Origin of the sequence: Streptomyces sp. NPDC093568, assembly GCF_044764945.1 — a bacterium.
GTDB lineage: Bacteria > Actinomycetota > Actinomycetes > Streptomycetales > Streptomycetaceae > Streptomyces.
Genome location: NZ_JBIWJD010000010.1, coordinates 149,803 through 163,562, shown reverse-complemented (window position 1 = coordinate 163,562; position 13,760 = coordinate 149,803). Strand labels below are relative to the sequence as shown.

General features: G+C 71.1%; 12 protein-coding genes. 10 read left to right on the top strand and 2 right to left on the bottom strand.

The window, feature by feature from the left end; genetic code table 11:
• Nucleotides 1-21: 21 nt before the first annotated feature.
• A complete protein-coding gene (locus ACIRD7_RS33815) occupies nt 22-444 on the bottom strand; it encodes a hypothetical protein (protein ID WP_403459556.1) in 423 nt (140 codons plus the stop codon).
• A gap of 205 nt (nt 445-649) precedes the next feature.
• Here ACIRD7_RS33815 and htpG point away from each other — a divergent pair, with 205 nt between their 5' ends.
• Nucleotides 650-2,557 (top strand): molecular chaperone HtpG, encoded by a 1,908-nt coding sequence (gene htpG, locus ACIRD7_RS33810; protein WP_403459555.1) that lies wholly within the window; start codon nt 650-652, stop codon nt 2,555-2,557.
• Between the two features lie 98 nt (nt 2,558-2,655).
• On the top strand, nt 2,656-3,066 hold the full coding sequence (locus ACIRD7_RS33805) for a VOC family protein (RefSeq protein ID WP_403459553.1): 411 nt from the start codon (nt 2,656-2,658) through the stop codon (nt 3,064-3,066).
• 13 nt (nt 3,067-3,079) lie between these two features.
• On the opposite strand, the gene ACIRD7_RS33800 is transcribed toward ACIRD7_RS33805, so the two are convergent.
• Nucleotides 3,080-3,622, bottom strand: a complete 543-nt coding sequence (locus ACIRD7_RS33800; protein WP_403459552.1) for a hypothetical protein — start codon at nt 3,620-3,622, stop codon at nt 3,080-3,082.
• 254 nt (nt 3,623-3,876) lie between these two features.
• Here ACIRD7_RS33800 and ACIRD7_RS33795 point away from each other — a divergent pair, with 254 nt between their 5' ends.
• The 8 genes from ACIRD7_RS33795 to polX all read left to right on the top strand — a co-directional run bounded on the left by ACIRD7_RS33795 (nt 3,877) and on the right by polX (nt 13,759).
• A complete protein-coding gene (locus ACIRD7_RS33795) occupies nt 3,877-5,349 on the top strand; it encodes a Y4yA family PLP-dependent enzyme (RefSeq protein ID WP_403459551.1) in 1,473 nt (490 codons plus the stop codon).
• Entirely contained in the window at nt 5,346-6,656 is a 1,311-nt protein-coding gene (locus ACIRD7_RS33790) for a pyridoxal-phosphate dependent enzyme (RefSeq protein WP_403459550.1), read from the top strand. Before ACIRD7_RS33795 ends, ACIRD7_RS33790 begins: the two co-directional genes overlap by 4 nt.
• 5 nt (nt 6,657-6,661) lie before the next feature.
• A complete protein-coding gene (locus ACIRD7_RS33785; RefSeq protein ID WP_403459549.1) occupies nt 6,662-7,867 on the top strand; it encodes an aminotransferase class V-fold PLP-dependent enzyme in 1,206 nt (401 codons plus the stop codon).
• 96 nt (nt 7,868-7,963) lie between these two features.
• Nucleotides 7,964-8,728, top strand: coding sequence for a class I SAM-dependent methyltransferase (locus ACIRD7_RS33780; protein ID WP_403459547.1), 765 nt, complete (start codon nt 7,964-7,966; stop codon nt 8,726-8,728).
• Between the two features lie 221 nt (nt 8,729-8,949).
• Nucleotides 8,950-9,222 (top strand): DUF6355 family natural product biosynthesis protein, encoded by a 273-nt coding sequence (locus ACIRD7_RS33775; RefSeq protein ID WP_403459715.1) that lies wholly within the window; start codon nt 8,950-8,952, stop codon nt 9,220-9,222.
• A 177-nt stretch (nt 9,223-9,399) separates the two neighbouring features.
• The gene (locus ACIRD7_RS33770; protein ID WP_403459545.1) at nt 9,400-10,527 is read left to right on the top strand and encodes a GNAT family N-acetyltransferase; all 1,128 of its coding nucleotides are present in this window, start codon (nt 9,400-9,402) and stop codon (nt 10,525-10,527) included.
• Between the two features lie 139 nt (nt 10,528-10,666).
• The gene (locus tag ACIRD7_RS33765; RefSeq protein ID WP_403459544.1) at nt 10,667-11,908 is read left to right on the top strand and encodes a DegT/DnrJ/EryC1/StrS family aminotransferase; all 1,242 of its coding nucleotides are present in this window, start codon (nt 10,667-10,669) and stop codon (nt 11,906-11,908) included.
• Between the two features lie 114 nt (nt 11,909-12,022).
• Nucleotides 12,023-13,759 (top strand): DNA polymerase/3'-5' exonuclease PolX, encoded by a 1,737-nt coding sequence (gene polX, locus ACIRD7_RS33760; protein WP_403459543.1) that lies wholly within the window; start codon nt 12,023-12,025, stop codon nt 13,757-13,759.
• Nucleotide 13,760: the final 1 nt, after the last annotated feature.

The window sequence follows — 13,760 nt, the reverse complement described above, 5'->3', positions numbered from 1 at the left end:
CCTTCTGATGGTTGGGTGCGATCAGCGGCACTGCGGGAGCTGCGACTTCCAGGTGTTCGGGCCGCCGGTGTCCAGGTACCAGTCGTTGACGTAGCCCCAGGTCCTGGGCGTGGAGACCTGCATCCAGTAGCGGTAGCCGTGTCCGTCGGCGTCCGGGTCGCCGGTGGTCCAGCAGGAGAGTTCCAGCCACTGCCCGTTGCCGTAGCGGGCCACTTCCGTCGAGCCGTAGCGCGGCTCGGTGCGCATCACCAGGGCCGAGCCCGGGTCGATGCCGATGACCTGGGCGCAGCGCGCCGGGTCGCCCGGTCCGGCGCCGGGGCAGGGGCGCGGGGCGGCCTGTGCGGGCGCGGCGGTGAACAGTCCGGCTCCGGTGAGCAGGGCGGCGGCGGCCCCCGCGGCGGCCGCCGACCTGCGCCGGGAGGTGCGCGGTCGTGAGGTGGGCATCGGCCCCTCCGTTCGATCAGGTCGGTCCTCGATGCACACCGACCTTGGCACCGCGGGGGGAGGAGCACAGCCTGTGATGTCTCAGGGTGGCGGGACGGAGGCGGGAGGCGGCCTCCTCCGGGATCGCCGCACTCCGCGCTGACCTCGTGTCTTAGAGTGACTGTGACCCATTCCGGTGACTGGACCTGTGAGGTAGTCGCGAACCATGCCGACCGAGACGTTTGAGTTTCAGGTAGAGGCCCGTCAGCTGCTCCAGCTGATGATCCACTCGGTCTACTCGAACAAGGATGTCTTCCTGCGCGAGCTCGTCTCCAACGCGTCGGACGCGCTCGACAAGCTGCGCCTGGAGAAGCTGCGGGACGACACCCTCGACGCCGACGTGTCCGACCTCCACATCGAGATCGACGTGGACAAGGACGCCCGTACCCTCACGGTGCGGGACAACGGCATCGGGATGTCGTACGAGGAGGTCGGCCGGCTCATCGGCACCATCGCCAACTCGGGGACCGCCACCTTCCTCAAGGAGCTGCGGGAGGCGCAGGACGAGGCCGGGGCCGAGGGGCTCATCGGCCAGTTCGGCGTCGGCTTCTACTCCGGCTTCATGGCGGCGGACGAGATGACGCTGGTGACCCGGCGGGCCGGCGAGACCCAGGGCACCCGCTGGACCTCGCGCGGCGAGGCCACGTACACGCTGGAGACGGTGGACGGGGCGCCGCAGGGCACCTCGGTCACGCTCCACCTCAAGCCCGCCGACCCCGAGAACCAGCTCCACGACTACACCTCGCCCTGGAAGATCAGGGAGATCGTCAAGCGCTACTCGGACTTCATCACCTGGCCGATCCGGATGGTCCCGGAGGCCGCTTCCTCCGACGACGGGGACAGCGCGCCCGAGCCCGAGACGCTGAACTCGATGAAGGCCCTGTGGGCGCGCTCGCGCGACGAGGTCTCGGACGACGAGTACCACGAGCTGTACAAGCACATCAGCCACGACTGGCGCGAGCCGCTGGAGACGATCCGGCTCCAGGCCGAAGGCACCTTCGAGTACCAGTCCCTGCTGTTCATCCCCTCGCACGCCCCGCACGACCTGTTCACCCGCGAGTTCCGGCGCGGTGTCCAGCTCTATGTGAAGCGTGTCTTCATCATGGACGACTGCGAGGCGCTGCTGCCGCCGTACCTGCGCTTCGTCAAGGGCGTCGTCGACGCGGCCGACCTCTCGCTCAACGTCTCCCGCGAGATCCTCCAGCAGGACCGGCACATCCGGATGATGCAGCGCCGGCTGACCAAGAAGGTGCTGTCCACGGTCAAGGACATGATGACCAAGGACGCCGAGCGCTACGCCACCTTCTGGCGGGAGTTCGGCACCGCCCTCAAGGAGGGCCTGGTCACCGACTCCGAGAACAGCGAGGCGATCCTCGCCGTCGCCTCCTTCGCGACCACGCACGCCGACGACGAGCCGACCACGCTCGCGCAGTACGTCGAGCGGATGAAGGACGGCCAGGACGACATCTTCTACATCACCGGCGAGTCCCGGCAGAGCATCGAGAACTCCCCGCACATGGAGGCGTTCCGCGACAAGGGCATCGAGGTCCTGCTGCTCACCGACGCCGTCGACGAGGTCTGGGTCGACACCGTGGGCGAGTACGCGGGCAAGAAGCTGCGGAGCGTCGCCAAGGGCGAGATCGACCTCGACGCCGAGGGCGACGAGAAGGCCGACGGGGAGCGGGCGAAGCAGGCCGAGGAGTACGCCGGGCTGCTCGGCTGGATGGGGGAGCAGCTCGACGAGGACATCAAGGAGGTGCGTCTGTCGTCGCGGCTCACCGTCTCCCCGGCCTGTGTCGTCTCGGACGCGCACGACCTGACGCCGGCCCTGGAGAACATGTACCGCGCGATGGGCCAAGAGGTGCCCCGCACCAAGCGGATCCTGGAGCTCAACCCCGACCACCTGCTGGTGAAGGGCCTGAACCAGGCGTACAAGGAGCGCGAGGACCGCTCCGGGCTCGTCGAGTCCGCAGAGCTGCTCCACACGCTGGCGGTGCTCGCCGAGGGCGGCCAGCCCAAGGACCCGGCGCGGTTCGTGAAGCTGGTCGCGGACCGGCTGGAGCGCACCCTGTAACCGGAGCTGTGCTCCATGCGGCCGTGTGCGCGGGCCGTTGTCAGCGGCCCGCGCTACCTTCCTTGCAGTCGGCTTCCGGCCCTACTCCTGGAGGATCCATGGCCTCGCGTCTCAACCCCTACATCACCTTCGCCGGCGACGCCCGCCAGGCGCTGGAGTTCTACAAGGAGGTCTTCGGGGGCACCCTGAACCTCAACACCTACGCCGAGTTCGGCCAGAAGGACTCCCCGCTGGCCGACAAGATCATGCACGGCATGCTGGAGGCCCCCAACGGCTTCACCCTGATGGCCGCCGACACTCCGACGGACGACCACAAGCCGGGCAACAACATCTCGGTCAGCCTGAGCGGCGACGACGACGCCGAGCTGCGCGGCTACTGGGAGAAGCTGTCGGACGGCGCCCATGTGACCGTGCCGCTGGACAAGCAGATGTGGGGCGACGTCTTCGGTATGTGTACCGACCGCTTCGGCATCACCTGGATGGTCAACATCGCCGGGCAGGCCGCCTGAGCGCGAAGCCGCCTCACCGCCGGGGCAGCCACTCGCTCAGCGCGTCGATGAGCCGGTCGAGGGCCGGCTCGTCGACGGAGCGGTCCGTCATGACCGTACGGCCGTCGAACCGGAGCGTGTACTGGAACAGGTCCGCTGCCTCCATGTCCCGCGTGTCGTCGGAGACCTCGTCCAGCGCCGGATCGCCGAGCAGCGTGCGCAGTTCGGTGAACTCGGCGGGGTCGGCCCGGCGGACGGCCTGCTCGCCCTTGTCGGTGTGCACGGTGCCGTCGCCCCGCAGGACGACCTCCTGGTGCACCCCGGCGAAGCCGCCGGTGACCACCATGGTCACCAGCCGCTGATCCGGTCCTGTGACGGGGACGGAGGTCGCGGTCCGGGCCTCCGAAGGCACCGACGAAGGGGATGCCGACTGGGACACCGAGGGGGGTGTGCCCGTCGAGCTGCTGACGGCCGTGTCCGTCCGCTCCGTCACACCGCCGCCCTCGTCCGAGGAGCACCCGGCGGTCCCCAGCACCCCGGCCGCGGTCACCGCGACGGCCACTCGCCTGATGAACACCGCGTCCCCGTCCCGTCGTTCGCGTCGACTCCAGTGTGCCTACCACGGAATGAACCGTTCCGGTCGGCGGCTGACCGCGCGGCAGACCGGCGGCGCGCACCGGTGATTTTCGGCCCACCTGTTGACGTACCGCCCAGCAGTGCAGGTACAGGGCGTAAACCGCGGGGAGCAGGGAAAGGAGCTATACGGCATACCGCGGGGAGTGGTCGACAGCGCCCGGAGCGTCGGGCCCGAAGGGCGGGGGAGGGCCGGGCATGGGCGGGCAGCCCTTGTTTCTCGAACCGCGGCTGGAGTCACGGCTGCGCTCCTTGCTGAACTCCCCGGAGCTGCTGCACACCCTCACCGACGCCCTCGGCTCACCGCTGAACATCGTCGTCCCCGACCAACTCGCCGACAATCTCCGCCAGTTCCGCGCGGTGTACGGCGCCCACCACCTCGCGGGGCAGGTGTTCCTGGCCCACAAGGCCAACCGGTCCAGCGCCCTGCTGCGCAGGCTCGCGGCCACGGACGCGGGCGTGGACGTCGCCTCGCTGGGGGAACTGCAGCACGCCCTGGGTGCGGGACTCACCCCGGACCGGATCACCGCGACCGGACCGAAGAACCCGGAGTTCCTGTGGCTGGCGGCCCGCACATCGGTCACCGTCAGCCTCGACACGCGAAGCGAGCTGGAGCAACTCGCCACCCTGGTACGCGAAAACGCCCTGCCCCGAACCCGGGTCCTGCTGCGGCTGTCGGGGTTCGAGGCGTCCGGTGTACGCGTCCTGACCAGGCGGAGCCGATTCGGCACCGCCCCGGGGGACTCGGGCCCCCTCCTGGAGGCCGTCGAGCGACACGCCGACGCGCTCGACCTGGTCGGTGTGGCCTACCACCTGGACACGACGAGCCTGACCGAGAAGGCCGTGGCGCTCGAAGGCTGTCTGCGGGTGCTGGAGGAGTGCCGCAGCCGCGGGCTGCGGCCCCGGGCCGTGGACATCGGCGGCGGATTCGGCGTCAACTACCTTGCCGACGGCGGCCAATGGGAGCGGTACACCACCGAGCTCACCGAAGCCGTCCTGGGTATCCGCCCGCCCCTGACCTACGGCGGCCACGGCTACGGGCTGCGCAACGAGGCCGGCACCCTGCGTGGCACGCTCGGCCTGTACCCCGCCCACCGTCCGGTCGCCGGCGCCCGCTATCTCGACGAACTGCTCGCACACCCGGCCGCCTCCTTCGGCGGCCGCCCCCTGGCCGCGCTGCTCCTGGAGCACCTCTACGACCTGCACACCGAACCCGGCCGGGCGCTGCTCGACCAGTGCGGTGTGACCCTGACGAGGGTGCTGGAGGTGCGTGACCAGGAGACCGGCGGCCCCCTTCACGTCCGGCTGGCGGCCAAGGCCGACGACGTGGGGCTGGAGGAGCACGGGGTCCTCATGGATCCCGTCCTCGTGCCACGGGACCGGGCGGGCGAGGACGCCGGCACCGAACCGGTCCCCGTGCACCTCTTCGGCAGCCTGTGCCTGGAATCCGACCTGATCACCCGCCGCACGGTCCTCCTGCCCCGCCGCCCCGCACCCGGCGACCTGCTGGCCTTCGCCAACACGGCGGGCTACTGCATGGACTTCCACGCCACCCGTGCCCAGCACCAGCCCGCCGCGCGCAAGGTCGCCGCCTGGCAGGAAGGAGACCGATGGCGCTGGTGCCTGGACGACCAGTACTGGCCGACCACACCCGTGGGGGGAGCGCAGTGAGGTACGACAGCATCACCGAGGCCATCGGCAACACACCGCTGGTGCGCATCGATCCGGCCGTGCACGGCCTCAGGAACATCGACCTGTACGCCAAGCTGGAACTGCTCAACCCGTTCGGTTCGGTGAAGGACCGGACCGCCTGGAACATGGCACGCCCCCATCTGACCGCCGGGGCCGGGCAGGTCGTCGAGTTGTCGAGCGGCAACACCGCCAAGGCCCTGGCCGTCCTCGCGGGCATGCACGGCCTGACCTTCAAGAGCGTCACCAACCGGATGCGGATCCCGGAGATCAAGGACCTGCTCCTGCTGCTCGGCGCGCAGATCGAGGAACTGCCCGGCCAGAGCGAGTGCCTGGACCCGACCGCCACCGACGACCCGCTCACCCTGTTCCACTGCACCCTCTCCGAGCCCGGCAGCCGGTATCTGCACACCGACCAGTACTTCAACCCGCGCAACACCGAGGCCCACTTCACCGGCACCGGACCGGAGATCGTCAAGGACCTCGACGGCCGGGCCCCGGACTGGTTCATCGCCTGCGTGGGCACGGCCGGCTCGTCCACCGGCGTCGCCCGCGCCCTGCGCGAACACGACCCCGCCGTACGGGTCGTCGGCCTGGTGGCCGGCAAGTCCGACTTCGTCCCCGGCATCCGCACCATCGACGAGGCGCACGAGGTGGGCCTGTTCGACCCCGGTACCTACGACACCGTCGACTCGGTGAGCGCCGACGAGGCGATCGAGGGAATGCTGACCCTCAACCGCCGCTGCGGCATCCTGGCCGGACCCACCGGAGGCGCCGCGTACTTCGGAGCGATACGCCAACTACAGGCAGTCGACCAGGAGCTGACGGAACGCCAGTCGGCCGTCTTCATCGTCTGCGACCGCGTCGAGAGCTATCTCAGCTACGTCCGTCAGCGCCGCCCCGACCTCTTCGGCCGCCCGCGCCGCGACAACTCCCCGGCCGACCTGACCGACGCCGAGATACGCACGGCACCGGCCATCGGCGTGGCCGACGCCCAGGCGTGGATCGCCTCCGGGGAAACGCTCGTCGTCGACCTGCGCGGCTCCCACGCCTACGCGGCCCTGCACATCGACGGCTCGGTCAACATCGTCGACGAGCTCTTCGAGGAACTCCTGCACGGCGGGCTGCCGTTCAGCCGCAACCGCCCGGTTCTGCTGGCCTGCCCGGTCGGCGAGAAGTCCGCCCGCTACGCGGCCCTGCTGACCCGGATGGGGCACCCGGACGTGCGCAGCCTGTCCGGCGGCATCATCGCCTGGCGGGACGCGGGCGCACCCCTCGTACGGGACTGACGCGCATGACCGACATCGACCTCACCGCCCCGTCATGGGAGTTGGGGGAGTGGCAGCGTGCTCTGCGCGCCCAGTTCCCGATCATCACCGCCCACCCGGACCTCGCCTACCTGGACAGCGCTGCCACCGCCCAGAAGCCGCAGGCCGTGCTCGACGCCGTGCACGCCTACCTCACCACGAGCAACGCCAACGCCGGGCGGGGCACCTATCCCTGGGCCAACCGGACCACGGCCCTGGTCGAGCAGGCCCGCGAGCGGGTGAAGCGGTTCCTCGGCGACCCCGCGCCGGAGGGCTCGGCCGTGCACTTCACGAGCGGTACGACCGAGGGGCTGCGCACGCTCGCCCGCGACTGGCTGCCCCACTTCCTCGCCGACGGCGACGAGATCGTGGTCCCGGTCGCCGACCACGAGGCCAACATCGCGCCCTGGCTGGAGGCTCAGGGGCAACTGGCCCGGCAGGGCGTCCACATCCGCGTGCGGCCGATGCCGTACCAACGGGCGTCCGGCGACTACGACCACCGCGCGCTCGCCGAACTGGCCGGACCGCGCACCCGCTTCGTCGCCGTGACCCACGTCCACCATGTGTACGGCGGCGACATGAACATCCACCGCGTGCGCCGCGCGGTCGGACCGGACGCGGTCATCTGCCTGGACGCCGCCCAGAGCGTCGGCCATCAGCCGGTGTCCGTGGCCGAGCTCGACGTCGATTTCGTCGTCTTCTCCGGGCACAAGGCGATGGCCCTGCCCGGCACGGGTGCCGTGTGGGCACGCCGGGCACGTGGTCCGCGGTTCACCCCCGGAGGCTGGGCGGGCACCCCCAACACCGTCGGCATCGCCTCCCTCACCGCCGCCCTGGACTGGCTGGAGGCCGCCGGCACCGACCGGATCGAGCGCTGGACGGTCGCCCTGGCGGCCCGGCTCACCGAGGGACTGCGCCACCTCGACGCCTACGAGATCCTCGGCTGCCAGACCAGCCTGGCCGCCGGCTCGCCCGTCCAGCGGCGCCGCGGCATCGTCACCTTCCGCCACCACGCCATCGACTCCGGCGATCTCGGGTTCATCCTCTTCAGTGACGGCTTCATGGTCCGCTCCGACCAGCACTGCCAGGGCGGTGCGGGCGAGCGGACCGGCTCGGTGCGGGTGAGCCTGCACGTCCACAACACCGTGGAGGAGGTGGACCGGCTGCTGGCCGTGCTTGCCACGCTCGGGTGACGGTACCGCCATTAGAGGGAATGGGAACCGTTTCCACCTGTAGGGTCGAGCCCGGCAGCGTGAGACAGGTGTGGAACGGCGAGGTGGCACGGCCGCATGGGGTTGAGCCTGGCGACGGCGGAGCGATGGGTGGAGCGCTGGGAGCGCCAGCAGCAGCGGTACGCCGTGGACCGCGAGGAGCGGTTCACGGTGATCGCCGACGTGGTGGAGCGGGCCGTCGAGGGCCGGTCGCCCGCCCCGCTCGTCGCCGACCTGGGCTGCGGCCCCGGCTCGCTGGCCGCCCGGCTGGCCCGGCGGCTGCCGTACGCCGACATCGTGGGCGTGGACATGGACCCGCTGCTGCTGGAACTGGCCCGCACCCATCACGCGGACGCGGCCCGCTACGTCGACGCGGTGATCGGCGCGCAGGGCTGGACCGACGCCCTGAGCCTCGGCCGGCCGCTGGACGCGGCCGTGTCGACGACGGCGCTGCACTACCTCGCCCCGGACGTCCTGGAGCGCACCTACCGGCAACTCGCTGACCTGTTGCGGCCCGGCGGTGTCCTCGTCAACGGCGACCACTTCCCGCAGGACGACCGCGCGCTCGCCGAACTCGCCGGACACGTCGGCCGTCGCCACGCCGGACGCGGGCACGCCTTCGCGTACGAGGACTGGGACTCCTGGTGGACGGCCGTCGCCCAGGACCCCGAACTCGCCGACCTGCTCACGGAACGCCGGCGCCGGCAGTCGGCCACCGCCGCCGACTGTGAGGTCCGTCTGTCGGTGGCCGCGCACGAACGACTGCTGCGCCGGGCGGGGTTCCGGCACGCCGGGGTCGTCTGGCAGTACGGCGACAGCCATGTCGTCGTCGCGATCCGCTGACCGGCTGCACAGCCTCGTGCGGGGCCGCCACGGAACCGGAACAAGATCATCCCATTGGTGCACAGAGGAACGATTCGCCAGGTGAACGGCGTGAGATCCGATCAGGCGACCCGCCCGGCCCGGAGATCCTTGTGCCCGTATCCAGCTCATCGGCGGGCACGGCCCCTGACGGTCCGTCCCCGCCACCGGCCAAGGAGTTCGCCTTGAGTCTTCGTCGTATGGTGACCGGTGCCCTCGGTTCCGCCGCCCTCGTGCTCACGTCCCTCGGCGCCGTCACCGCCCACGCGGGCCCCGCGGCAGCCGATCCGTGCGGCTTCTACGAGACCAGCGCCGACGCCTACTACAACCACTGCACCTCCGACGGCTCGCGGGTCGTCATCCAGGTCAGGGTCGCCTACGCCTCCGACTACGAGCGGTGCGTCGCGCCCGGCAAGACCTGGCTGGGCTCCGCCGACAAGATCCAGGGGGCGCACTACGTCGGCCGTACCTGCTGACGACCGGACGCACTCCCGGCCCTGCCGAACCAAGCGCAGCTAAAGGATCGTTCAGGCGCCTTGACAGTGTGCGTACTGTTTCGCGACGTTTGAGCCTCGCCACAAAGTTCGACATGGGGGACACCGTGGCGAGGCGCCAAAAAGCGCCTCTGGGGGGATTCTGGGGGGAGCGGTCGCATGCGATCCACGAACGCCATCACGATTCACAGACCCGAGGAACTGAACGAGTCACTGCGCCGGGCATGGCACCGGGCGATGGACGAGTCGCCGGACTACGCCAACCCTTTTCTGGCGCCGGAGTTCGCACTCGGGGTCGGCAGGTACCGCCCAGGAGCACGGGTGGCGGTCCTGCACCAGAACGGGGAGGCGGTCGGTTTCCTCCCCTACGAACGCAACGTGTACGGCGTGGGCCGGGCCATCGGGCTCGGCCTGTCCGACTGTCAGGCCCTGGTGCACCGGCCCGGGGTCACCTGGGACACCCGCGCACTGCTGCGGGCCTGCGGGCTGTCCGTGTTCGAGTTCGATCACCTCGTCGAGGAGCAGCAGCCGTTCGGCCCGTACGTCACGGGCACCTTCGCCTCTCCCGTCCTGGACCTGAAACCCGGCGAGGGCGGCTACCCCGAGTGGCTGCGCGCCACGTACCCGGGCCTCGCCAAGACCACGCTGAAGAAGGAGCGCCGCCTGGGCCGGGACGCGGGCGAGGTGCGGTTCGTGTACGACGAGCGGGACCCGCGGATGCTGCGCACCCTGATGCGGTGGAAGTCGGCCCAGTACCGCAGAACCGGGCGGATGGACCGCTTCTCCCGCCCCTGGATCGTCGACCTCGTCGACGATCTCTTCCAGGTCCGCGAGGAGCACTTCACCGGCGTCCTGTCCGTGGTGTACGCCGGGGACCGGCCGGTCGCCGCGCACTTCGGGCCGCGCTCGCGCACCGTGTTCGCGGCCTGGTTCACCGCGTACGACCCGGAGTTCGGCTACTACTCGCCCGGCCTGATGATGCATCTGCGGCTGGCCGAGGCCGCCGGCCGCGACGGTGTGACGCTCATGGACATGGGGCGCGGCGAGAAGGAGTACAAGGACTGGCTCAAGACCCGTGAGCTGCGGGTTGCCGAGGGGTTCGCGGTACGCCCGCACCCGGTGGCGGCGGCCCACCGGATGTGGCGCAGACCCGTGCGCGGCCTGAGGAACACCGTCCTGGCCCATCCCCGGCTGCGGGACCCCGCCGACCGGCTGCTGAAGACCGTCGGCACCCTGCGCACCTCGGGCCGGACCCACCCCCCGAACGCGGGAGCCCGCGCCCGCTGAGCGGGCCCCGCTCCCGTCATGCGTACGCCCGGGCGTCGTATCCCTGGCCGAGGCGCGGCCTCGGACGACGCGCGAAGGCGTGCGCCCGCCGCCCGCTTCGGGCAACCCTTCGTCGGACCCTTCCACGGAAGAGGTGACCATGCCGTACGGATCGCGGCTCGCCGCGATGATGACACGGCGCATCGGACGCGAATGCGTCTACACGCCCTCGGCCCGACTCGCCCTGTACCTGGCGCTGCGGCGCTGGTGCCGGCCGGGCGCACGGGTGCTGATGTCCCCGGTGAACGACGACGTGATCCTCTTCGTCGTCCTCGCCGCCGGACTGCGCCCGGTCCAGGCGCCCGTGTCCCAGTGGGACGGCAACATCGACCCGGCCGCCGTACCGGATTCCACCTGGCGCAACGTCGACGCCGTCCTCACCACCAACCTCTACGGCATGCCGGACCGGGTCGTCGAACTGCGCCGTCGCTGCGAGCAGTTGGGGATCCCGCTGATCGAGGACGCGGCGCACGCCATCGGCACCCATGTGGGCGGGCAGCCCATCGGCACCTTCGGGACGGCCGCGGCCTTCAGTCTGTCCAAGCATGTCGCGGGGATGGCCGGCGGCTTCCTCGCCGTCGACGACGCACGCACCCGGCGCGAGCTGGAACTGCTGCGCGACGACCTGCTCACCCCGCGCCGGCTGCGCGTCGACCTCGCCACCACACTGCGCCCGCTCGCGCGCTCCGCCGTACGCGGCTTCCGCCTGGTGCGGCCCGTGTGGCGCACGATGCAGCGCCTCGGACTCCTCGAACGCGACGACTTCCGGATGGCCCTGCACGCGCACCGCCTCGCCGGCAGCGCCCGGCACGCGCCCAGCCTGACCGCGTACGAGCCCTGGGTACGGGTCGACCTGCACGGCTTCCGCACCCGCCACGGGGCCCTCGTGCGCGGCCAGCTGGAGCTGCGGATGGCGCTGCTCGACGGCGACCTGGCCCGCCGCCGGGCCGGTGTCTCGCTGCTGTCGGGCACCACCTGGGCCACCCCGGCACTGCGCGACCACGTGGCACACGAGGGCCCGCCCTCCCTCTTCCGTGTGCCGCTGCTGGTCCACGACCGCGACGCCCTGGTGGAACGCCTGGTCGGCCATGGCCTGGTCGCGGGGTACATCTACGACCCGCCGCTCGACGACTACGCCGGCGCCGAGTTCGTCGAACCGTCCCCCGCCCCCGCGGCCGCCCGCTGGTTCGCCTCCCACACCCTGCCGGCCGATCCCCTCACGGCCCGCAGGATCGCGGCCGCCCTGACGAAGGAACAGGCGACCCCGGCCCACCCGCCCCTGCGGGCCCCACTGCCCGAACCCGACCCGACGACCACACCACCCGCCCCACTCGGCCCCTAGAGGGCCGGTGGCCGCCGCTGACGAGGTGCCGTCTCCCGTGGGACGGCACCTCGTCCTCCCGCCGACGGCGGCCCTTGGCTCGTCCGGCCGGTCGTGCCGTGCCACCCTGGAGGCGTGGCTCGGTCCAACGACGACGTCGCCGCCCTGCTCCAGGAGTACGCGGACCTGATCTCGATCACCGGAGGGGACGCGTTCAGGGCGCGCACCTACGAGAAGGCCGCCCGGGCGATCGGCGGCCACCATGCCGACGTGTCCACGCTGGACGTCAAGGGCCTCAAGGAGATCCCGAACGTCGGCAAGTCGATCGCCGAGAAGGTCGTCGAGTACTTCGCGGCCGGCAGCGTGTCCGCGGTGGAGGAACTGCGCGCCAAGATCCCGGCCGGTGTCCGGCAGCTGACGGCCATCCCCACGCTCGGCCCGAAGAAGGCCATGGTCCTGTACGAGGAGCTCGGCATCTCCACGACACAGGAACTGGCCGACGCCATCCACGAGGAGCGGTTGCGCGACCTGAAGGGCTTCGGGCCGAAGACCGAGGAGAACATCCTGCACGGCATCGGCCTGCTGCAGTCCTCCGGCGACCGCGTCCTGATCGACGTCGCCATGAGTCTCGCCGAGGACATCGTCGCCGAGATGTCCCAGGTGACCGGCGTCAAGCGCTGCTCCTACGCCGGCTCGCTGCGCCGCGTCCGCGAGACGATCGGCGACATCGACATCCTCGTCGCCGCACGGAAGGCGCAGCCGGTCATGCGGGCCTTCACCGAGCTGCCGTACGTCTCGGAGGTCATCGCGCACGGCGAGAAGAAGACGTCGGTCCGCACCCGCAAGGGCCTCCAGGTCGACCTGCGGGTCGTACCGCCGGACTCCTGGGGCGCGGCCATGCAGTACTTCACCGGGTCCAAGGCGCACAACATCCGCACCCGGGAGATGGCCGTCCACAAGAAGCTCAAGCTCTCCGAGTACGGGCTGTTCGACACCGAGACCGGCGAGAAGATCGTCTCCGAGACCGAGGAGGAGGTGTACGCCCGGCTCGGCCTGCCCTGGATCCCGCCCACCCTGCGGGAGGACCGGGGCGAGATCGAGGCCGGGCTGCGCGGCGAACTGCCCAACCTGATCCAGGAGAGGGACATCCGGGGCGATCTGCACACCCACACCGACCTCACCGACGGGCTCGCCCCGCTGGAGGAGATGGTCGCCGCGGCCGCCGAGCGCGGCTACGCCTACTACGCGGTCACCGACCACGGCCCCGACATGGCCATGCAGCGGATGACCGACGAACGGATCCTCGCCCAGCGCGAACGGGTCCGCGAGCTCGACGGGGAGTACGGCGGGCGCGGCACGCGCGGCGGCATGCGGGTGCTGCACGGCGCCGAGCTGAACATCGGCCCGGAGGGCGAGGTGGACTGGCCGCCCGACTTCCTCGCCGGCTTCGACCTGTGCGTCGCCTCGGTGCACTCGCACTTCAACCAGGGCCGCGAGGCGCTGACCCGGCGGATCGTCCGGGCCTGCGAGAACCCGCACGTCCACATCATCGGCCACCCCACCACTCGCCTGCTCGGCAAGCGCCCGGGCATCGACGTCGACCTCGACGCGGTCTTCGCCGCCTGCGCCCGCACCGGCACGGCCCTGGAGATCAACTCCCACCCGGACCGGCTCGACCTGCGGGACGAGGACATCCTGCGGGCCCGGCGGCACGGGGTGCGGTTCGCCGTCGACAGCGACGCGCACGCCGTGATCCACCTGGCCAACCTGCGCTACGGCGTGGGCACGGCGCAGCGCGGCTGGCTCACCAAGGAGGACGTGATCAACGCCTGGCCGCTGACCCGGCTGCGGCGCTTCCTGGACAAGGGCTGAC

What these genes read in the sequence shown, in the direction of transcription:
- ACIRD7_RS33765 (WP_403459544.1), top strand. Translation starts at nt 10,667, where the DNA reads ATGCCGTACGGATCGCGGCTCGCCGCGATGATGACACGGCGCATCGGA.
- ACIRD7_RS33815 (WP_403459556.1), bottom strand. Translation starts at nt 444, where the DNA reads ATGCCCACCTCACGACCGCGCACCTCCCGGCGCAGGTCGGCGGCCGCC.
- ACIRD7_RS33805 (WP_403459553.1), top strand. Translation starts at nt 2,656, where the DNA reads ATGGCCTCGCGTCTCAACCCCTACATCACCTTCGCCGGCGACGCCCGC.
- ACIRD7_RS33785 (WP_403459549.1), top strand. Translation starts at nt 6,662, where the DNA reads ATGACCGACATCGACCTCACCGCCCCGTCATGGGAGTTGGGGGAGTGG.
- ACIRD7_RS33780 (WP_403459547.1), top strand. Translation starts at nt 7,964, where the DNA reads ATGGGGTTGAGCCTGGCGACGGCGGAGCGATGGGTGGAGCGCTGGGAG.
- ACIRD7_RS33795 (WP_403459551.1), top strand. Translation starts at nt 3,877, where the DNA reads ATGGGCGGGCAGCCCTTGTTTCTCGAACCGCGGCTGGAGTCACGGCTG.
- htpG (WP_403459555.1), top strand. Translation starts at nt 650, where the DNA reads ATGCCGACCGAGACGTTTGAGTTTCAGGTAGAGGCCCGTCAGCTGCTC.
- ACIRD7_RS33770 (WP_403459545.1), top strand. Translation starts at nt 9,400, where the DNA reads ATGCGATCCACGAACGCCATCACGATTCACAGACCCGAGGAACTGAAC.